General features: G+C 69.1%; 18 protein-coding genes and 2 tRNA genes. 10 read left to right on the plus strand and 10 right to left on the minus strand.

Going from position 1 to position 18640, the window contains the following annotated elements:
- Positions 1 to 5: 5 nt before the first annotated feature.
- Positions 6 to 308: a CC_3452 family protein gene (locus Q0812_RS09770; RefSeq protein ID WP_302110149.1), complete on the minus strand. Its 303-nt coding sequence runs from the start codon at positions 306 to 308 to the stop codon at positions 6 to 8.
- Between the two features lie 92 nt (positions 309 to 400).
- Positions 401 to 967, minus strand: coding sequence for an LOG family protein (locus Q0812_RS09775; protein ID WP_302110150.1), 567 nt, complete (start codon positions 965 to 967; stop codon positions 401 to 403).
- A 46-nt stretch (positions 968 to 1013) separates the two neighbouring features.
- On the opposite strand from Q0812_RS09775, the gene Q0812_RS09780 reads away from it, so the two are divergent.
- Positions 1014 to 1784 (plus strand): hypothetical protein, encoded by a 771-nt coding sequence (locus tag Q0812_RS09780; protein ID WP_302110151.1) that lies wholly within the window; start codon positions 1014 to 1016, stop codon positions 1782 to 1784.
- 7 nt (positions 1785 to 1791) lie between these two features.
- On the opposite strand, the gene Q0812_RS09785 is transcribed toward Q0812_RS09780, so the two are convergent.
- A tRNA-Asn gene (locus Q0812_RS09785) sits at positions 1792 to 1866 on the minus strand.
- A 284-nt stretch (positions 1867 to 2150) separates the two neighbouring features.
- Between Q0812_RS09785 and Q0812_RS09790 the strand changes: the two genes are divergently transcribed.
- Together Q0812_RS09790 and Q0812_RS09795 are read left to right on the plus strand one after the other, a co-directional pair.
- On the plus strand, positions 2151 to 4142 hold the full coding sequence (locus tag Q0812_RS09790) for an ATP-binding protein (protein WP_302110152.1): 1992 nt from the start codon (positions 2151 to 2153) through the stop codon (positions 4140 to 4142).
- The gene (locus Q0812_RS09795; RefSeq protein ID WP_302110153.1) at positions 4139 to 4936 is read left to right on the plus strand and encodes a TrmH family RNA methyltransferase; all 798 of its coding nucleotides are present in this window, start codon (positions 4139 to 4141) and stop codon (positions 4934 to 4936) included. The genes Q0812_RS09790 and Q0812_RS09795 overlap by 4 nt, the downstream gene beginning before the upstream one ends.
- Here the strand turns inward: Q0812_RS09795 and Q0812_RS09800 are convergent.
- Both Q0812_RS09800 and Q0812_RS09805 read right to left on the minus strand, forming a co-directional pair.
- A tRNA-Cys gene (locus tag Q0812_RS09800) sits at positions 4926 to 4999 on the minus strand. The two genes, Q0812_RS09795 and Q0812_RS09800, sit on opposite strands and share 11 nt — an antisense overlap.
- 52 nt (positions 5000 to 5051) lie before the next feature.
- Entirely contained in the window at positions 5052 to 5231 is a 180-nt protein-coding gene (locus Q0812_RS09805) for a hypothetical protein (protein ID WP_302110154.1), read from the minus strand.
- Positions 5232 to 5353: 122 nt separating this feature from the next.
- Here Q0812_RS09805 and Q0812_RS09810 point away from each other — a divergent pair, with 122 nt between their 5' ends.
- The 5 genes from Q0812_RS09810 to Q0812_RS09830 all read left to right on the plus strand — a co-directional run bounded on the left by Q0812_RS09810 (position 5354) and on the right by Q0812_RS09830 (position 11802).
- A complete protein-coding gene (locus tag Q0812_RS09810) occupies positions 5354 to 5983 on the plus strand; it encodes a protein-L-isoaspartate O-methyltransferase family protein (protein ID WP_302110155.1) in 630 nt (209 codons plus the stop codon).
- A 114-nt stretch (positions 5984 to 6097) separates the two neighbouring features.
- A complete protein-coding gene (locus Q0812_RS09815; RefSeq protein WP_302110156.1) occupies positions 6098 to 7639 on the plus strand; it encodes a TolC family outer membrane protein in 1542 nt (513 codons plus the stop codon).
- 109 nt (positions 7640 to 7748) lie between these two features.
- The gene (locus Q0812_RS09820; RefSeq protein ID WP_302110157.1) at positions 7749 to 8261 is read left to right on the plus strand and encodes a DUF2497 domain-containing protein; all 513 of its coding nucleotides are present in this window, start codon (positions 7749 to 7751) and stop codon (positions 8259 to 8261) included.
- Between the two features lie 95 nt (positions 8262 to 8356).
- On the plus strand, positions 8357 to 11074 hold the full coding sequence (locus Q0812_RS09825; protein ID WP_302110158.1) for a valine--tRNA ligase: 2718 nt from the start codon (positions 8357 to 8359) through the stop codon (positions 11072 to 11074).
- Complete coding sequence (locus Q0812_RS09830) at positions 11071 to 11802, plus strand: TlyA family RNA methyltransferase (RefSeq protein ID WP_302110159.1); 732 nt, start codon at positions 11071 to 11073, stop codon at positions 11800 to 11802. The genes Q0812_RS09825 and Q0812_RS09830 overlap by 4 nt, the downstream gene beginning before the upstream one ends.
- On the opposite strand, the gene Q0812_RS09835 is transcribed toward Q0812_RS09830, so the two are convergent.
- Positions 11799 to 13340 carry a right-handed parallel beta-helix repeat-containing protein gene (locus tag Q0812_RS09835; protein ID WP_302110160.1) on the minus strand — a complete coding sequence of 514 codons (1542 nt, stop codon included), beginning with the start codon at positions 13338 to 13340 and terminating at the stop codon, positions 11799 to 11801. The genes Q0812_RS09830 and Q0812_RS09835 overlap by 4 nt on opposite strands.
- A gap of 15 nt (positions 13341 to 13355) precedes the next feature.
- Positions 13356 to 14810, minus strand: coding sequence for a tetratricopeptide repeat protein (locus tag Q0812_RS09840; protein ID WP_302110161.1), 1455 nt, complete (start codon positions 14808 to 14810; stop codon positions 13356 to 13358).
- A gap of 128 nt (positions 14811 to 14938) precedes the next feature.
- On the opposite strand from Q0812_RS09840, the gene Q0812_RS09845 reads away from it, so the two are divergent.
- Together Q0812_RS09845 and Q0812_RS09850 are read left to right on the plus strand one after the other, a co-directional pair.
- Positions 14939 to 15691, plus strand: coding sequence for a class I SAM-dependent methyltransferase (locus Q0812_RS09845; RefSeq protein WP_302110162.1), 753 nt, complete (start codon positions 14939 to 14941; stop codon positions 15689 to 15691).
- Positions 15692 to 16186 (plus strand): GAF domain-containing protein, encoded by a 495-nt coding sequence (locus tag Q0812_RS09850; protein ID WP_302110163.1) that lies wholly within the window; start codon positions 15692 to 15694, stop codon positions 16184 to 16186. It begins immediately after the preceding gene.
- Here the strand turns inward: Q0812_RS09850 and Q0812_RS09855 are convergent.
- Genes Q0812_RS09855 through Q0812_RS09865 form a run of 3 tightly spaced genes read right to left on the minus strand, consistent with a single transcriptional unit; the run spans position 16183 to position 18637 of the window.
- Positions 16183 to 16470 carry a SemiSWEET family sugar transporter gene (locus Q0812_RS09855; protein WP_302110164.1) on the minus strand — a complete coding sequence of 96 codons (288 nt, stop codon included), beginning with the start codon at positions 16468 to 16470 and terminating at the stop codon, positions 16183 to 16185. The two genes, Q0812_RS09850 and Q0812_RS09855, sit on opposite strands and share 4 nt — an antisense overlap.
- Positions 16467 to 16958, minus strand: coding sequence for a low affinity iron permease family protein (locus Q0812_RS09860; RefSeq protein WP_302110165.1), 492 nt, complete (start codon positions 16956 to 16958; stop codon positions 16467 to 16469). The genes Q0812_RS09855 and Q0812_RS09860 overlap by 4 nt, the downstream gene beginning before the upstream one ends.
- Before the next feature lie 23 nt (positions 16959 to 16981).
- Complete coding sequence (locus Q0812_RS09865; RefSeq protein ID WP_425281568.1) at positions 16982 to 18637, minus strand: amidase; 1656 nt, start codon at positions 18635 to 18637, stop codon at positions 16982 to 16984.
- Between the last annotated feature and the right edge of the window lie 3 nt (positions 18638 to 18640).

Consider the following 18640-nt stretch of genomic DNA (forward strand, 5'->3'; position numbering starts at 1 on the left):
CAGATTTAGGCCGCAGCCGCGTTGCACTGGGCCAGCCGCTGAGCGTCGAAGGCTTCACCGCGCCAGGTGAAGGTCGACACCGGGCCGTGCTCGGCGACGATGCGGCGGCAGGCGCGCATGGCCGGCTGGGACATGCCGCCCGTGGCGATGCAGACGTTTTCGGCGCAGCGCCAGCTGGCCCCGTCCAGTACGAAACGATCGGCGGGCTGGCCGTCACGGAAGGTCAGGCTGGTGGTTCCGGCGGCGCCCGCAGCGCCGGCGAGGCCGAGCAGGATCGCGGAGGCGGCAAAGGCGGTGAATGTGCGCATGGCGGGTTCCCTCTGTCAGTTGCTAAAGCAAACTGACTGCGGACTACGCCGCCCCTGCGATGGCGTCAAGGCGCGTTTTCAAAAAAGATGCACTAGCTGTCACCGAGCATCCGCAAGGCTTCGTCGACGCTGTCGGCAGAGACGAAGGCGTCAAGGAACCAGTCTGGCGTCATTCCCTGGCCGACATTGTGGCGGACGAGCGCGAAGAACGGCTCCCAGAAGCCGTTGAGGTTGAGGAAGACCACCGGCTTGGCGTGCAGGTCCAGCCGCTTCCAGGACAGCAGCTCGACCGCCTCCTCAAGCGTACCGATGCCGCCTGGCGCCACCACGAAGGCGTCGGAGGCGTCATACATCATGGCCTTGCGCTCGTGCATGGTCTCGACGACGACGGTCTCGACCACGTCGAACAGGCGTTCGCGCGAGCGGAGGAAGGAGGGCATGACGCCCAGCACACGGCCCCCGGCCGCGTGAGCCGCCTCAGCCGCGGCGCCCATCAGGCCCACGCCGCCGCCGCCATAGACGAGGCGCAGACCGGCGGCCGCGAGCCCGGCCCCAAGCTCACGCGCAGCCTCCACATAGGCAGGGTCCGCGCCGTTGGAGGAGCCGCAGAACAGGCAGACGGAATCGATCTGGTGGGGGCTGGGAAGCTGGTTCGTCATAAGGCGGGGTCTAGCAGAAACCCACCAGCGCGCTATCAGGAATGCGATGAGCCAAACCGCCGCCTTCGCCAGCCTCGTCCTCGCCCTGGCGGCGACGCTCGCCGGCTGTGCGCCGGAGCGGGGGGAGACTCCTGATGCAGCCCAGGTCGACGCGTGGGCCGAAGGACCCAGGATCCACTCCGTGCAGCCCGATGTGGGCGGATGGGTGATCATCGGCCGAGCCCCGCCCGGCGACCGAGTGCGGGCGGCCTCGTCCACCGGCCAGACCTATGGCGTCAACGCCGCCGGCGATGGGCGTTTTCACCTGGCCGTGCCCAGCGGCCTGGCGCTGTTCGAGCTGAGTTCGGGCGCCGGAGAGGGGGCGTCGCCCGTGGACGGCTGGCTCCTGCTCGGCGCGAACGACGCGGCGCCCGCGATCGTGCAGGCGGGCGCCGGGGCCAGGGTGCTGGCCGAGGGTCGTGGCCTGAAGGCGGTGGACTTCGACAGCAGCGGCGGCGTGTCCCTATCGGGCCGCGCGGCGCCTGGCGCTAGGGTCGACATCGAGGTGGACGGCCGCATCGGGGCGGCGGGGATTGCCGATGGCGAGGGTCGTTTCGATATCAAGCTGCCTCGCCCCCTGAGCCAACAGAGCCACACCTTCCGCGCTCGGTGGGAGGGGGGAGCGGACAGGGCCCACACCGTCACTCTGGGTTCGCCGCGGCCCGAGGGCCTGGTCAGCCAAGCCCCGCACGAGGGCGAAGGCGTGCGCATCGACTGGGCCACGCCCGGCGGCGGCGCACAGGCCACGGTCATACTGGTGGAAAGGGCCGCCCCATAAGGGCGAGTGGCTCCGCGGGTAGGATTCGAACCTACGACCAGCCGGTTAACAGCCGGCTGCTCTACCACTGAGCTACCGCGGAACAGTCGCTCTGGAAGGCGCGGGCTATAGCAAGCGTTCGGCGCGCTGCGCAAGCGCCGGTCCCCAAGAAAAAAAGCCCGGCGCGGAGCCGGGCTGAAGGTCAAGATGGTGGGGTGTCTCCGAGACAGAAGACGCCTTCATTTGGGGTGGGTTTGGTTATCGAGACGTTAACGCCGCTTTCGCCTTGGCGGAATGGAGCCAATCGGGCAGTCAGGCGTTGCTGTTGACCCCGGCGATGTCCGGCGGGTCGGCTGAAGGGGAGGCCAAGGGGGATTGAGACGGCTGTTGTCCAAGTCGGCCCTGCCTGCTGCGGCCGCGGCGCTGGCTCCGCTTGTCCTGTTCATGGCGCTGAGCGCCGCCTTCTCGCAGCAGTCGGAACGCCGCGCCGTCGAGGCCATGGCCCTCAGCCGGGCCGAGCGCGTCGTCATGCTGATCGACAGCAGGATCGATGCGGATCGGCGGCTGCTGAACCTGCTTTCGACCAGCCCCTCCATACTGGCGGCGGATCAGACCGACATTCTGGATCGGGCCCGCCGTATCGTGGCGGCCGAGCCGGACGATTGGGTGGCCATGCGTCTGGTGGACCGAGGCGCCGGCCGCGTGCTGTGGGATACGCGCGCCGGGCGGGCGGCGCCCCCTGGGCCCGCACTGCCGGCGAACCGCTCAGCGTCAGGCATCGTCCGTGAAGGAGAGGGCTGTCCCTGTGTGCGGCTGGAAGCACCAGTGCGGGGGCGGGGGGAAGGCGTCGTCCTCGAAGGACTGCTCTCAACCCAGGGCTTTCAGAACATCCTGGTCGACCAGACCCCGGAGGGATCGGTCAGCGCGGTTGTGGACAGGTCCGGCCGCTTCATCGCCAGGACCGTCGGCTATCCGGAGCGCGTGGGCGGCCTAGCCACGTCATACGTGCGTGACGCCATCGCCAGCGAGGAGTCGGGCGTTTACCAGGGCACCACCTATGAAGGGTTCAAGAACTACACGGCCTACTGGACCTCGCCCCGCAGCGGCTGGTCGGCGCATGTGGCCGTCGCCTCGCATCTGATCTCGGCGCCTTCCTGGTGGTCCGGCGCGGCCATGGTCATTGCGGCCCTGGCCACCGTGGGCCTGGCGCTGATGTTGGTCTGGCTGGCGCAACGGGATCAACTGCGCCGCCGTGCGGTCGACGAGCGCATGCAGCAGGCGCAGAAGATGGAGGCGCTGGGCCAGCTGACAGGCGGCATCGCTCACGACTTCAACAACCTGCTCACGGCCATACTGGGCAGCATCGACCTGCTCAAGAAGCGGGCGCAGTTGGACGACAAGTCCCTTATGCTGGCCGACAATGCGATCGAAGCCGCGCGCCGGGGAGCCAAGCTGACGACGCACATGCTGGCCTTCTCGAGGGGACGCCAGATCACCCTCGGCCCCGTCGATCTCCCGGCGCTTATCGAGGAGCTGAAGCCGCTGCTGGAAAGATCGGTGGGCGCGGACGTCTACGTCAATCTCGACGTCTTCGACCGCCCTGCCTGGGTCACGACCCACCGTGACCAGCTAGAGCTGGCCATCCTGAACCTGGTCGTCAACGCCCGCGACGCCATGCCCGACGGCGGCATGGTCACCATTCGTGTGCGCAAGGACCAGGCAGCGCCCCCGACCCTGCCCGAGGGCGAGTATGTGCGCCTAACCGTGGCCGACACGGGCGAGGGAATGACCCCGGAGGTGGCGGCCCGGGCGTTCGAGCCCTTTTTCACCACCAAGCCGATCGGCAAGGGCACCGGACTGGGCCTGGCCCAGGTCTTCGGCGTGGCTCGCCAGTGCGGCGGCGCCGTGGAGATACAGACTTCGCCGGGGAAAGGCGCCCAATTCCATCTGTTCCTGCCCCAGTGCCCGCCGCAGGCGCCGGTCGAGCAGCCCAAAGCGCCGGCGCGCAAGCGCAAGGCTCCGGCCGTGCTCAATCTCGTGGTCTGTGACGACGACCCGGCCGTACGCGAGTTCGTCGTGGCGACCTTGTCGGAGGCGGGGCATCGGGTCGAAGCGTTTGACGCCGGCGAGGCGGCCCTGGAGCACATCAAGACGGGCATCGTCGATGCCGCCATCTTGGACTACGCCATGGCGGGGATGAACGGTGCGGAAACGGCGGTTCAGGCGCGGGACGCCCAGCCGGATCTGCCGGTCCTGCTGATCACGGGCTTTGAAAAGATCGCAGAGACGGGCGTGGGTCACGATCTGCCGTTGCTGCGAAAGCCGTTCGGCTCCGACGAGCTGCTGGCGGCGCTGGATGAGATCATGCGTCATCGATGATCCGCATCGACGCGGCGGACGATCCGCGGGTCGCCGCCTTCACCCGAATCCGCGAGCGCGACCTGACGAGTCGGGACGGTTGCTTCATCGCCGAGGGCGAGGTGGTGCTGACCGGCCTGCTGCAACGTAGTTCGTTTCTGATCCAGGCGGTGCTGCTGGCCGAGCGGCACGAGCAGCGGTTGGGCGCCGCTGTCCAGGCCGCGACGGCGGCTCCGGTCTATCTGGCGGGGCAACAGACCCTCGACGGCATCGCCGGCTTTCCGTTGCATCGCGGCGTTCTGGCCCTCTGCCGCAAGCCTGAGCCCGTCTCCGCCGCCGACCTGCTTGGGACCGCGCCCGCGGATGCGGTGGTCGCCTGTGCATTCGGCCTGTCAAACCACGACAATATCGGCGGGCTGTTCCGCAACGCCGCGGCCTTCGGCGCCCATGCGGTGCTGCTGGACGGGCGCTGCGGCGACCCCTTCTACCGGAAGGCTATCCGGGTCTCGGCCGGCGCAGCCCTGACGACGCCCCATGCGGTGGTGGAGGACGAGCTCGATCTCATCGCGGGTCTGAAGTCGGCGGGTTTCCGGCTGCTGGCGCTCAGCCCGGCGGGCCGGTCGAGCCTGAGACAGGTGAGGCCCGCGGGACGCGTGGCGCTGTTGTTGGGCGCCGAGGGTCCAGGCCTGTCGGATGCGGTCATGAGCCGCGCCGAGACCGTGCGCATCGAGATGGCGCCCGGCGTTGATTCGCTGAACGTCGCGACGGCGGCGGCCGTGGCGCTGCATCACTTGTCGGGAAGGGTGGAGGCCTGAGCCGGAATCGAACCGGCGTACACGGATTTGCAGTCCGCTGCGTAACCACTCCGCCATCAGGCCGGGGAGAAGAGGCGTGTGGCTATCAGATCGCCTTGGCCTCCGCAACGAACTCCTAATCGGATTCCCGGAAGCGCCGCGCCCACCGCACGACAAGGATGAAGACGCCCAGCAGGAGAAGCCCCCAAGCGTATTGCGAGACCGGCCCGTCACGCAGGTCGTCGATCAGCAAGCCGACGCTCACCAGTAGAGGAACAGAGGCGAAACCCCAGTCCCAAAGCGTCTTGCGTGTCATTTCGTCGTCCTCTCCGGCGAGCGATCTCACGGCGCCGGAGACCCTATTGCAGGGCGCGGCTTCAATTGCGGGCGAAGAGGGTTATAGAGCCGGGTACGCTAAGCCGAACACAGAGCAGTCCGATGGATTTCGTCTCCGCACGCCTGAACATGGTCGATAGCCAGGTGCGGACCGCCGACGTCACCGACACCGCCATCCACCGCGCCATGCGCACGGTCCACCGCGAGCGGCTGGTCCCGGCGGATCGCGCCTTCGCCGCCTATTCCGACCGGGAAGTCCCCATCGGCCCGGGGCGGGTGCTGCTTGCCCCGCGCGACCTGGGCAAGCTGCTGCAGGCCATGGCGCCCCAGAGCGGGGAGAAGGCCCTGGCCATCGCGGCGCCCTATGCCGCGGCCGTCCTTGCCGAGATGGGCCTGTCGGTGACGGCGCAGGAGCCTGACGGCCATGTGCCGGGGTTCGCGCGCGGCCCGTTGAGCGAGGCGGGCGTCGCCATCACCGAGGCGCCGCTGAACCAGCCCGCCGGCCAGGGCTTTGACCTGATCATCGTGGAAGGCGCCGTGTCCGAGACGCCGCAGGCCTGGATCGACGCCCTGGGCGAGGGCGGTCGCCTCGGCGTTGTCGAGCGCAACGGGCCGGTGGGCAAGGCGCGCCTGTTCCTGAAGACCGCGCACGGCGTTTCGCACCGCGAACTGTTCGATGCGACGCCGCAGACGCTGGCGGGTTTCGAAAAGCGTCCTACATTCCAGTTGTAGCCGGGGGGCGGCGAACGATTTTCGCCCCGGTTGTGAAAGAAGCTTAACTGGCCGCTGCTAGGCGGATTGGGCAAAGAGTGTCCACCGCTGCGGCGGATGTCAGGGGATGCGACTATGTTGAAGCGCCGAGGCGCCCTTCTATCCACGGCGGCCCTCAGCCTTGCGCTGGGTCTGGGATTCGGCCCGGTCTCAGCCGAGCCGCTGAGCGACGCCATCGCCCTGGCCTATCAGACCAATCCGACGTTGCAGGCTCAGCGCGCTCAGCAGCGTGCGCTGGACGAGACTTTTGTTCAGGCCCGCACGGCTTTGCGGCCCACCGTGGACGCCACGGCGTCCGTCACCTACCAGCGCGACGACGCGCCGGACTTTGCGGGCGTGGATCTGAACGATGACGGCGATTTCGACGATATGTTCGAACAGCCGCCGAACTCGAACATCACGGAGGCCGAGGTCGGATCGGTCGGCCTGTCCCTGTCCCAGACCCTCTATTCCGGCGGCCGCATCAGCCACGGCATTCGCGCGGCCAGGTCTGCGGTCCTGCGCGGGCGCGAGAACCTTCGCGATATCGAGCAGCAGGTCCTGTCCAACGTCATCCAGGCCTATATGGATGTGCGCCGCGACATCGAGATCCTGCGCATCCGCAGCGAAAACATCGGCGTCCTGCAGCGCCAGCTGGAGGAAGCCAGCGCCCGCTTCGAGGTGGGTGAGATCACGCGCACCGATGTGGCCCAGGCCGAGGCCCGACTGGCCCAGGCCCGCTCGGATCTGTCCAACGCCCAGGCGCAGCTGACGCTCAGCCGCGCGGCCTATGCCGCGACAGTCGGCCAGACGCCGACCGACCTGGAGCCGCCGCCGCCTCTGCCCAATCTGCCGTCCGAGTTCGAGCAGGCATTGGACACCGCGCTGGAGTTCAATCCGAACCTGGGCGCAGCGGTCTTCAATCAGGATGTGGCCGAGGCGAACGTGGCGCGCGCGCGCGCCGCCTATCGTCCGTCCGTGTCGCTGTCGTCGACCTATGGGTCCAGTGATGATCTGGATGGCTTCGACCTGACCCAGCAGAACAGCCTGAACGCGCGCGTCGGCGTCTCCGTCCCGCTGTTCACGGGCGGCCTCAACCGCTCGCAGGTGGCCGAGGCGCTGGAGCAGGCCAACGCCGCTCAGGCCCAGGTGGAAGGCGCCCGCCGCGACGTGCTGCGCAGCGTGTCGTCCGCTTACGCTCAGGTGACCTCATCCACGGCCCAGCTGGAGGCCAGCCGCGAACAGGTGCGCGCCGCCCGCATCGCCGCCGAGGGCGTGCGCCAGGAAGCCCAGGTCGGCCTGCGTACGACGCTGGACGTGCTCAACCAGGAACTGGAGCTGCGTAACGCCGAGGTCAATCTCGCCTCGGCCGAACGCAATCAGTATGTGGCCCAGGCCCTGTTGCTGGCCGCCATGGGCCGCCTGAGCGGCCGCGATCTGGCGGTGGATGCGCCCATCTATGATCCGTCGGCCAACTTCGACCGCGTGCGTAATCGCGGCGGTCTGCCGTGGGATCCGGTCGTGGAGGCCATCGACCGCATCGGCGCCCCGCCCGTGCGCGAAACGCCCGATCAGCCGGACGCTCCGGTGGATGCGGCGCTGAAGCCGTCGGAGATCGTGCGGACCGCGCCGCAATAGATTTCGCCCGTGGCGCGAAATGGCGCGTTGATTTGCCCGCCGTTGAATGCCACGAAAAGGAAGGGGGGACTGTGCGACGTCCTCCGAGCCACGACCGGATGGGAGCGCCATGACCGATCAGTCCGCCCAGGAACCGACGATGGAGGAGATCCTCGCCTCGATCCGGCGGATCATCTCGGAAGACGACGCGCCCGCCGAGACGGCGCAGGCAGCGCCTGAACCCGCCCATGAAGCTGAGCCCGCGCCTGAGCATGCGCCCGAGCTCGCGCCTGAGCCCGTCGAGGCGGAGGCCGAGCAGGAGGACGAGGTGCTGGACCTGACCGAAACCTATGACGAGCCAGAGCCCTTCCCGGCGACCGAGTCCATCGGCGACCTGGACGTGAGCCCGCGCGCGCCCGAGCCTGAGCGGACGCCCGAGCCCGCGCCGCCGCCCGCGGCGCCGCAGCGCGAGCCGGTCGCGCCCCTGGCCGCCGCCGCGACAGCCTCGATGGCCGGCGGCGTCACGGTAGAGGAGCTGGTGCGCTCGATCGTCGAGCCCCAGGTCCGCGCCTGGCTTGAACAGAACCTCGACTCCCTGCTCCGCGACATCCTGCGCGAAAAGCTGAACAGCGTATTCCGTTAAGCGCCGCGGCCCACGCGCGCGGCGTCATTGGAGGGCGGCCCTGAGAGGGGTCGCCCTTTCGCTTTTCCGCTTACGCCCTTATCAGCCAGACCGTCATGCTCGAGAAAACCTTCGATCCCAAATCCGTTGAGCCCCGCCTGTACGACGCGTGGGAGACCTCCGGCGCCTTTTCGCCCGACGCCGCGCCCGCGGACGCGCCCGCCTATTCCATCGTGATCCCGCCGCCGAACGTGACCGGCTCGCTGCACATCGGCCATGCGCTGAACAACACCCTGCAGGACATCCTGGCCCGCTATCACCGAATGAAGGGCGAGGCGGTGCTGTGGCTACCGGGCACGGACCACGCGGGCATCGCCACCCAGATGGTGGTGGAGCGCAAGCTCGCGGCGGAGGGCAACATCAGCCGCCGCGATATGGGCCGCGAGGCCTTTGTCGACACGGTCTGGAAGTGGAAGGCCGAGAGCGGTGGACAGATCGTGCGCCAGCTGCGCCGGCTGGGTGCCAGCTGCGACTGGTCGCGCGAGCGCTTCACCCTGGACGAGGGCCTGTCGGCGGCCGTGCGCAAGGTGTTCGTGCAGCTCTACAGGGAGGGTCTGATCTACCGCGACAAGCGGCTGGTGAACTGGGACCCCCACTTCCAGACCGCCATCTCGGACCTGGAGGTGGAGCAGAAGGAGGTGGACGGCGCCTATTGGCACTTCGCCTATCCGCTGGCCGACGGCGTGACCTATGAGCATCCCATCGCCTTCGACGAGGACGGCAAGGCGACCGGGTGGGAGACGCGGAACTACATCGTCGTGGCCACCACCCGGCCCGAGACCATGCTGGGCGACACCGGCGTGGCCGTGCATCCGGACGACGAGCGGTACGCGGGTCTGGTGGGCAAGGCGGTGATCCTGCCCATCACCGGGCGGCGCATCCCCATCGTGGCCGACGAGTACGCTGATCCGGAAAAGGGCTCGGGCGCGGTGAAGATCACCCCGGCGCACGACTTCAACGACTTCGGCGTCGGGAAGCGCGCGGGTCTCGCAGCCATCAACGTCATGGACGCCTTCGGGCGGATCACGGCGGCGGACGCGCCGGAAGTGCCGGCGGACTATGAGGGCATGGACCGCTTCGCCGCCCGCAAGGCCATCGTCGCCCGCGCCGAGGAAGAGGGCTGGCTGAAAGAGGTCGAGAAGACCCGCCACATGGTGCCGCACGGCGACCGCTCGGGCGTGGTCATCGAGCCGTGGCTGACGGACCAGTGGTACGTCGACGCCAAGGTGCTGGCCCAGCCGGCGCTGAAGGCCGTGGAAGACGGCTCGACCGTCTTCGAGCCGAAGAGCTACGAGAAGATCTATTTCGAGTGGCTGAGGAACATCGAGCCCTGGTGCATCAGCCGCCAGTTGTGGTGGGGCCACCGCATCCCGGCCTGGTACGGGCCGAACGGCGAGATCTTCGTCGCCGAGACCGAGGCGGAGGCGCGGGCCCAGGCCGGCGATCTGCCGCTGATCCAGGACGAGGACGTCCTCGACACCTGGTTCTCCTCGGCCCTGTGGCCCTTCTCGACCATGGGCTGGCCGGAGGAAACGGCCGACCTGAAGCGCTTCTATCCGACCAGCGACCTGGTCACCGGGTTCGACATTATCTTCTTCTGGGTGGCCCGGATGATGATGATGGGCGTCCACTTCATGGGCGAGGTCCCCTTCCGCCGCGTGGTCATCAACGGCCTGGTCCGCGACGAGAAGGGCCAGAAGATGTCGAAGTCCAAGGGCAACGTCATCGACCCTCTGGAGGTGGTGGACGAGCTGGGCGCCGACCCCTTGCGCTTCACGATGGCCATCCTGTCGGGCACGCGGGACATCAAGCTGTCGAAGCAGCGCATCGAGGGCTATCGCAACTTCGGCACCAAGCTCTGGAACGCCGCGCGCTTCTGCCAGATGAACGAGTGCCGGCTGGATCCGGCGTTCGATCCGGCGGGCGCGAAGCTGGCCTTGAACCGGTGGATCAGAGGCGAGACCGTGCGCGCGGCGCGAGAGGTGTCGGCGGCGTTGGACGCCGGGCGCTTCGACGAGGCGGCGAACGCCCTTTACCGCTTCATCTGGAACGTCTTCTGCGACTGGCATCTGGAGCTGGCCAAGCCGGTGTTCCAAGGCGCCGATGAGGCCGCCAAGGCCGAGACCCGCGCCATGACCGCCTGGGTGCTGGACCAGACCTTGAAGCTGCTCCACCCCGTCATGCCCTTCCTGACCGAAGAGCTTTGGGCCCAGACGGCGGCCTTCTCGGGCGTGACGCGCGAGACCCTGCTCATCTCCGCGCCGTGGCCGCAGCTGCCCGACAGCTACCTGGACGCCGAGGCCGACGCCGACATGGGGCTGGTCATCGCCGCCGTGTCGGAAGGCCGCTCGGTGCGCTCCGAGCTGGGCGTGCCCCTGTCGGCCAAGCCGGACCTTTATGTGACCGAGACGTCGGACCGGGCGCGCGAGGTGCTGGCGGCCAACGCCGCCGTCATCAGCCAGATGCTTCGCGTGGGCGCGGTGCGCTTCGAGGCCGCGCCGCAAGGCTCGGCGCCCATCGTGCTGACGGGCGCGGCTCTGGCGTTGCCGGTGGCCGAGTTCATCGACGTGGCCGCCGAAAGCGCACGGCTGATGAAGGAGCTGGCGGCCCTCCAGGATACGGTCGAGAAGACCCGCAAGAAGCTGGACAACGCCGACTTCATCGCCCGCGCCAAGCCCGAGGTGGTCGAGGAGACCCGCGGTCGCCTGGCCGAGGCCGAGGCGGCTCACGCCAAGCTGTCGGCCGCCGTGCAGCGGCTGGAAGGGCTGGCGTGACGCGCCGCCGCCTCGACCAGCTGCTGGTCGAGCGCGGGCTTTTCGACAGCCGCGCCCGCGCGCGCGCGGCCATCGAGGCAGGCGGGGTCAGGGTGGACGGACGCACGGCGAAGAAGGCCTCCGAAGCCGTGCCCGACGGCGCCGAGATCACGGCCGAGGCAGCGCACCCCTATGTCAGCCGGGCGGCGCTGAAACTGGTCCAGGCGCTGGACGCCTGGCCCGTGCGGGTCGAGGGACGGGTCGTGCTGGATGTGGGCGCCTCGACCGGCGGCTTCACCGAGGCCTGCCTGCAACGCGGCGCACGGCGCGTGTTCGCCGTCGACGTCGGTCATGGGCAGTTGCACCCTCGCCTGGCGGCCGATCCCCGCGTGACCAGCCTGGAGCGCACCGACGCCCGGACGTTGACGCATGATCTGATCGACGAAGCGCCGCAGCTGGTGGTTTGCGACGCCAGCTTCATCGGCCTGGCCAAGGTGCTGCCGGCGGCGCTGCGCCTGGCCGGATCCGGCGCTGACCTGGTCGCCCTGGTCAAGCCGCAGTTCGAGGCGGGACCCGACGCGGTCGGCAAGGGCGGGGTGGTGCGAGATGCGACCGTTCGTGAGCGGGCTCTGAACGACGCGATCGCCTTCCTGCAGGTGGAAGGCTGGCGCGTAAACCAGACCGCCCCCTGCGAGACGCAAGGGGCGGACGGCAATCAGGAATGGCTGGTCTGGGCGACCCGGGTCTAGCGGCGGTACCAGCTTCCGTCCGGATAGAACCGGTTATCCCGCTGGGACCAGTAATTGTCCCACGGCTCCATGGCGTAGAAGTCGCGCGGATTGGTCCAGCCGTACTCCTCCTCGGCGCGGATGTACTCGCTGCCCAGGAACGGACCCGGGTCCTCGCACTGATAGAAGTCGTCCCGCCAGTGCGGCATCACGTAGCGCGGGGGCCCGTCGTGGTCGCGGCGGCCCCACCGGCGGCGCGGCCGATCATCGGCCCACACGGGGCTGTCGTAGGGGGCCGGCTCGCCATAGCAGGTGCGGTTGCGGTGGCTGTAGAAGTGGTTCGAGCCGCCGACCGGACGGGCCGCGCCTGGCTCGGCGAAGACGTCGTATTCGCGCGCGCCATAGATGGTGGTGTTCTCGATCCTGACCGGGAAGGTGGAGCCGATCTGCACGCCATAGATGGAGGCGCCGATGGCGCTGTCGGAAATGGTCAGTTGGCCGCCATAGGCGCCGACGCCCTTGGCCGCGCGGCAGATGTGGGTGCGCTCCACATCCACCACGTTGGGCCCCTGGATCCACAGGCCGATATTGTAACCACAGATGCGGGAGCGTTCGATGAACAGCCGGCCCGTCGTACGCGAGCCGGGAACGACGATGCCGGCCGAGGCCGTGCCGAACACCGGCGACTGCGGCGGGCTGAGCAGGGTGACGTCGCGCAGGTGGCTGTCGCGCGCGCCGTTAGGCGAGATCTGCAGACCGATGGCGGCGTTGGTGATGCGCACATCGTCCAGGTCGACCCAGCCGTCCTCGGCCTGGATGGCGGCGTAGTAGGTGTCGGCGATGATGCGAGTGTCCTCCACCGCCGTCAGCGAACCGCCGTCCATGTAGATGGCTGAGCCGTCGCCGGCGTAGCGGATGACCACGCTTTCCAGGCGGATGTGACCGCCGTCGGAATAGATGCAGGTCTCATCGCCCGCCTGGGTCGCGTCGATGACCAGGTTGCGCAGCACCACCTCGCCGTTGGCGATGGGCCCCACCTCGATGCAGCGGCGGCCCGGCTGGGTGCGCAGGGTGACCGGGAAGTTCACGTCCTCGGGCCACCCGCGATGGTCGCGCAGGGGGCGGCCGCCGTCGGCCTGAATGGTCAGGGGCTTGTCGATGTAGATCGAGTCCAGGCAGGGCGCGCCCTGGCCGCGGATGATCAGCGTGCCGCCCGGCCGCAGCCTGGCGATGGCGCGGTTCACTTCGTTCGGATCGCGCGCCTGGCTGCAGTCGACGAAGGCCACGTCCTCGAGGGGGCCGTTCCAGCGGTAGTCGTGCGGGTTCCACCAGCCGGGCCGGCTGTGACCGCGCCAGTCTGAGCCGCGTCCGTAGTGGGGCCGGTAGCGTCGGCCCTGGCGCACGGGCGGATCGAGCAGCAGGCCGAAGTTCGGCCGCGTCTGGCTTTCGACCTTGGCCGCGACCTGGGCGTTGGCGCCGCCATCGAGGGCGAGCGCGCCCAGGAGCACGGCGCCGACGCCGAGGGCGCCGAGGAGGGAGGGGAGGAAGGACTTACGCATGGCTGCTCTCCGGCCTTATCGGCTTTGGGCGCGTGAGACTTGGGCGAGAATGGCCTGCAGGCGGGCGGTGGAGGGCCGGAAGCCCAGCAGCGCCGACTCCAGGCGGTAGGCGACCGCCTGGGCCTTGTCCTGATCGGCCACCCCGGCCACGCCCAGGGCGAAGTAGGTGGACATGGCGAAGTTGGCCTCGGGACTGCCCTGGCGGGCGGCCTCGCTGAACCAGCGGTATGAGCGGGCGTAGTCGGCCGGCACGCCGATGCCTTCAGCGTACATCACGGCCAGGGCGAGCTGCGCCTCGGACGAGCCGCGTTCGGAGGCCAGTTGAATGGCCCGCACCTGTTCAAGGTAGGACAGCCGCCCGACCATCTCGTGGCCCAGCATGGCCTCCAGCGTTTCCACCTGACGCTTGGAGAGGTCGGTCGGGCGCATGGCCACTGTCTCAGTCACGCCGAGGTAGCGCAGGGCGCGACCCACATGGACGAAGGGCAGCTGGTCCATGCGCTGCAGCGCGTATTCCCAGGCGTCGCCGCGCGGCCGGCTCTCGTCGGAGTGGGGCACGCCGGACCTCGGCGCCTCGGGCGGGTAGAACTCGAAGGGGGGGGTCCAGCGGCGCGCCTTGGCCTCGACGAAGGCGCCGGCCTCGCGGCGCTGGCGCGAGCTGCTCTCGAAATCGCGCAGCAGCACATAGGCGCCCACGTCGCCGGTCTGAACCGCCAGATAGTTGTAGAGATAGGCGTCGGCGTCGTTGCGCGGGAACAGGTTCAGGACCGGATGCACATCCTCGCGCGCCCGGCGGTCGCGGCGCAGGAAGCGGCGCGCCTCGTCATTGTCCACGGGCTCGCCGAAGGGGGCGTAGAGGCTGTCGTGCAGGCGGGCCAGGGTGCGGAAGCCCTCGGCGTCCTGGGTCGACAGGATGTAGATGACGCGGTCGCGCACCTCCTCCTGTTCCTCGCGGGTCATACGCGACAGCAGCCGGTCCAGCACCTCGTAAGCGCGGCGGCGCTCGCCCGAGCGGCAATCGTCGTACCGAGAGACGGCGCGACGCCGGCCCCACATGCCGCGGCGCTCCTCGCCGTTGATGGGGGCGTATCCCTCGTCATTGGCCAGGGCGATGGCGTACCAGACCGAGGATTCGATGGGATCGAGCAGATTGCGGTCGGTCTCGCGCGCGGCCGCGTAGCGTTCGGCCAGGGCCAGTTGGGCGAAGAAGTCGCCCTGGAAAGCGAGGCGGCGCAGGTGGCGGATTTCCCGCTCCTGGTCGTTCATACCGGCGCCGGTCACGGAAGCCGGGCGCGGACAGCGTTCGGCCGAGACGCGATCAGCCTTCACCCAGAAGGGCCGCGAATCGCCGGAGCCTTCGAAATCGCAGCTGGCCAGAGCCAGGGCTCCGGCCAAGACGACGGCGATGGCCCCCGCCGCGCCAAGGGCGGGGAGGTTGCGTCGCCGGTCGGAAGAGTGTTCCTCGCGCATCTGTTCGCCCCGCCGAACGACGGTTAACCATAAATGAACCGGGACGGTGACCGCCGCCCCCCGGTACTGTCAAGTTACGCCTGTGTAGGGCGGATCGCAGTCGCGCCACCCCTCCCAAGGGAAAACTCATGGCCAAGGTTAACGGTTCCGCTAATGGTCACGCTGGCTATGCGGAACGCACTCACCGGGACCCCAACCCCCTGAAAAGATGGGTTCAAGGGCGGCGGTTGGAGGACGCTCTTCGTTGGGCGGAAAGGCGTGGCGAACCCAGCCGGATCGTCGATTTCGGTTGCGGAGACGGGGAGCTTTGCCGCCGCGCGGCGCAGCGCTGGCCGGGCTGCGAGGTGGTGGGATTCGAGCCGGCGGCGGAGCTGCGGGCGCAGGCGACAGCCGCAGGGATCGAGGGTGTCCGCTATGTTGAGGCCGAGGCGCAGCTGCCCGAAGCCTGGGCCGATGTGGTCTTCTGCACGGAGGTGTTCGAGCACCTGCCGGATGCGGAAACCGAAACCGCGTTGCGGGAAATCCACAGAATCCTGTCGCCGGACGGGCGAGTGGTGATCGGCGTCCCGGTCGAGGTGGGCCCTCCAGCGGCGGCAAAGGGCCTTTTCCGCATGCTGAGGCGCTGGGGCGACGAGGACGCCCGCCCTGGCCCTGTCCTGGCCGCAATGGCGGGTAGGCCGAAGAAAAGCCGCTTCCGGGATTGGATCGCGCCCGGCCGCGCCTATTTTCCGCACCACATCGGCTTCGACCACCGGCCGCTGATCCGTCGGCTGGCGCCCCTGTTTCGGGTGGAGCAGGTGGCGGGCAGCCCGCTGGCGGCGCTGCCGGTGTGGCTGAACTCGGAAGCCTATATCGTCGCCCGCAGGGCAGGAGACGCCTGAATGCATGTGGTCAAATCCGACCGCCCGGCCGACAAGGCCGAACGCTACCTCGAGGTCGAGCAGGAAATCCTGGCTGTGCTGGAGGGCGAGCCGAACCTGACGGCGCGCATGGCGACGGTGGCCTGCCTGCTGAACGATGCGTTCGAGACCTACTTCTGGACCGGCTTCTATGTGGTCGATCCGGATAAGAGGGACGAACTGGTCGTGGGCCCCTATCAGGGGACCCTCGGTTGCCTGCGCATCGCCTTCGGTCGCGGCGTCTGCGGCGCGGCGGCGGCGACGGGGCGAACCCAGCTGGTCAAGGACGTTCATGCCTTCCCCGGTCACATCGCCTGTGACAGCCGCTCGAACAGCGAGATCGTCGTGCCCGTCATCGATGAGAGCGGCCGGCTGATCGCGGTCTTCGACGTGGACTCCACCGAGTTCGGCGCCTTCGACGAGGTGGACCAGGCCGCGCTGGAGCGCCTGATGCGCAAGGTGTTTGCGGCCGGCTAGGCGTCCGGCTCTCCGTTCCGGAAACGCCATTTGCACGCCAGGGCCGTTCCGGCGAGCAGCAGGGAGACGCTGTTGGCCAGAACCAGAGGCCAGGCCTTCAGCATCACGCCGTAGATGGTCCACAGGGTGAAGGCCGACACCGTCAGGGCGTACATGCGCAGCGAGACCGACGAGGCGTCGCGCTCTTTCAGGATCTTCCAGATCTGGGGCACGAAGCTGGTGATCGTGCACAGGGCCGCGAGCGTGCCGATCACGACGACGATCCCGTTCATGGAGCCGGTCATGGGCGCGCCGGAGCCTTCTTCGGCTTCGTCTGGGTGCGGCGGCGCTCGCCTTTGGCCTCGGACTTGATGTCGTCCTCGCGTTCCTCGGCCCGGGTCTGAACCTCGGGCAGCTTGCCGAACAGGGGGCCACGGTGCAGGCGCTGGGCCCGGGCTTCCACCTCCTCCAGCACCTGTTCCAGTTCCTTGTCGGTCAGGTGCTCGATGCCGACGAAGCGCTCGTCGGCGGCCCGCACGGCGTGGAGGAGTTCGTCCAGCTTGGCGTGCAGGGCGGCGTTGTCCCGGTTCTGGGTGTTCTGGATCAGGAACACCATCAGGAAGGTGACGATGGTCGTGCCGGTGTTGATGACCAGCTGCCAGGTGTCGTTGAAGTCGAAGATCGGTCCCGTCAGGGCCCACACGGCGATGATGGTCAGGCACAGGACGAAGGCCAGGGGCCGGCCCGCCCAGCGGGCCACCGCCGTGGAGAGGTGGGTGAAGAGGCGGTGCATGCAATCTCCGTGAAGGCCGGGGCTTAACGCACACCGGCCAGGGCGGGCTCCACGGACGGCTCCTGGGCCACGCCGGGCAGGAACTGGGGCGGCCGGCGGCGGTGGGTCGCCTGCTCGTAGGCGTAGCCCAGGGCCAGCAGCCTGGCCTCGGACCAGGCGGGGCCGATGAAGGACAGCCCCACCGGCAGACCGCGGACCTGGCCCATGGGCACGGTCAGGTGCGGATAGCCCGAGACCGCCGCCAGACGGCTGGCCGAACCCGCGTGATTGTCGCCGTTCACCAGGTCGATGACCCAGCCGGGGCCGGTGGTCGGCGCGACCAGGGCGATCACGTCGTTGTCGCGCAGCATCCGGTCGATCCCCTCGGGCCCCGCCAGGCGGAAGGAGCGCTCGCGCGCCTCGCGATAGGCGGCGTCGGTGAGAGGGCCCTTGGCCTGGGCGGCCTCGAAGATGTCCTGGTCGAACAGGGCCAGTTCGGCGGGCGTGCGGGCGTTGAAGGCGATGACGTCAGCCAGGGTGCGCGTCGGGACCTCGACGGGATCGGTGGCGGCCAGATAGGCGGCGAGGTCGGCCTTCAGCTCGTAGAGCAGCACCTGGAACTCGTCCCGGCCGATGCTCTGGTCCGGCCCCTCGGTGATGTCGACCAGCACCGCGCCCTGGGCGCGCAGGTCCGCCAGCGCCTGTTCGAAGGCCGCGTCCGTCCCCTGGCTGTAGCCGGTGGCGAAGCGCATGACGCCGATGCGGGCGCCTCGAAGGGCGTGCGGATCGAGGGCGGCGACGTAATCGGTGCGGCGCCGGTCCGCCTCGGCCGTAGCGGGGTCGGCGGGGTCGGACCCGGCGATGGCGTTCAGCACGATGGCCGCGTCCCGGACCGTGCGGGTCATCGGTCCGGCGGTGTCCTGGCTGTGGCTGATGGGCACGATGTGGGTGCGGCTGACCAGGCCGACGGTGGGCTTCAGGCCCACGACGCCGTTGACCGCCGCGGGACAGGTAATGGAGCCGTCCGTCTCGGTGCCGATCGCCACCGGTACGATGCCCGCCGCGACGGCCGCACCCGAGCCGGAGGACGAGCCGCAGGCGGTGCGCTCCAGCGCGTAGGGGTTGCGGGTCAGACCGCCCACGGCGCTCCATCCGCTGATCGAGTGGGACGAGCGGATGTTGGCCCATTCGGACAGATTGGCCTTGCCGAAAATCACGGCGCCCGCCTGGCGCAGGCGGGCCACCAGCGGCGCGTCGCGTTCGGTCCTGTTGTCGATCAGCGCGAGGGACCCGGCGGTGGTCGGCTGATCCGAGGTCTCGATGTTGTCCTTGATCAGGATCGGGACGCCATGCAGCGGCCCCAGCGCGCGGCCCGCCTCGCGGGCGCTATCCAGGCGGGCGGCCTCGAGTTCGGCATTGGGATTGAGCGCCAGCACGCTGTTGATGCGGGGTCCCCGCTCGTCAACGGCCTCGAAGCGGCCCATGGCCTGATCAAGGATGGCGGCCGCGCTGAGCCCGCCTTCGGCCTGACCCGCGCGCAGAGCGTCGATGTCGCGCTCAACCGCCGTGACCGGGACGGCGCGAACACCCTCGACCGTGGCCGAGATGGGCGCGGTGACCTCGACCGAGATGCAGCCCGAAAGCAGGAACAGCGCCGCCCAGGGCGCGGCGGCGGCGGTCAGCCTGTGGCGAAGGTGCATCGT

This window comes from Peiella sedimenti (assembly GCF_030504955.1).
Taxonomy (GTDB): Bacteria; Pseudomonadota; Alphaproteobacteria; order Caulobacterales; family Caulobacteraceae; genus Brevundimonas; species Brevundimonas sedimenti.

Bases quoted from the DNA above. Each gene is read 5' to 3' on its own strand.
- Q0812_RS09825 (WP_302110158.1), top strand. From the start codon at position 8,357: ATGCTCGAGAAAACCTTCGATCCCAAATCCGTTGAGCCCCGCCTGTAC.
- Q0812_RS09865 (WP_425281568.1), bottom strand. From the start codon at position 18,637: ATGCACCTTCGCCACAGGCTGACCGCCGCCGCCGCGCCCTGGGCGGCG.
- Q0812_RS09815 (WP_302110156.1), top strand. From the start codon at position 6,098: ATGTTGAAGCGCCGAGGCGCCCTTCTATCCACGGCGGCCCTCAGCCTT.
- Q0812_RS09780 (WP_302110151.1), top strand. From the start codon at position 1,014: ATGAGCCAAACCGCCGCCTTCGCCAGCCTCGTCCTCGCCCTGGCGGCG.
- Q0812_RS09820 (WP_302110157.1), top strand. From the start codon at position 7,749: ATGACCGATCAGTCCGCCCAGGAACCGACGATGGAGGAGATCCTCGCC.
- Q0812_RS09845 (WP_302110162.1), top strand. From the start codon at position 14,939: ATGGCCAAGGTTAACGGTTCCGCTAATGGTCACGCTGGCTATGCGGAA.
- Q0812_RS09810 (WP_302110155.1), top strand. From the start codon at position 5,354: ATGGATTTCGTCTCCGCACGCCTGAACATGGTCGATAGCCAGGTGCGG.
- Q0812_RS09855 (WP_302110164.1), bottom strand. From the start codon at position 16,470: ATGACCGGCTCCATGAACGGGATCGTCGTCGTGATCGGCACGCTCGCG.
- Q0812_RS09775 (WP_302110150.1), bottom strand. From the start codon at position 967: ATGACGAACCAGCTTCCCAGCCCCCACCAGATCGATTCCGTCTGCCTG.
- Q0812_RS09795 (WP_302110153.1), top strand. From the start codon at position 4,139: ATGATCCGCATCGACGCGGCGGACGATCCGCGGGTCGCCGCCTTCACC.
- Q0812_RS09805 (WP_302110154.1), bottom strand. From the start codon at position 5,231: ATGACACGCAAGACGCTTTGGGACTGGGGTTTCGCCTCTGTTCCTCTA.
- Q0812_RS09860 (WP_302110165.1), bottom strand. From the start codon at position 16,958: ATGCACCGCCTCTTCACCCACCTCTCCACGGCGGTGGCCCGCTGGGCG.
- Q0812_RS09840 (WP_302110161.1), bottom strand. From the start codon at position 14,810: ATGCGCGAGGAACACTCTTCCGACCGGCGACGCAACCTCCCCGCCCTT.
- Q0812_RS09850 (WP_302110163.1), top strand. From the start codon at position 15,692: ATGCATGTGGTCAAATCCGACCGCCCGGCCGACAAGGCCGAACGCTAC.
- Q0812_RS09835 (WP_302110160.1), bottom strand. From the start codon at position 13,340: ATGCGTAAGTCCTTCCTCCCCTCCCTCCTCGGCGCCCTCGGCGTCGGC.
- Q0812_RS09770 (WP_302110149.1), bottom strand. From the start codon at position 308: ATGCGCACATTCACCGCCTTTGCCGCCTCCGCGATCCTGCTCGGCCTC.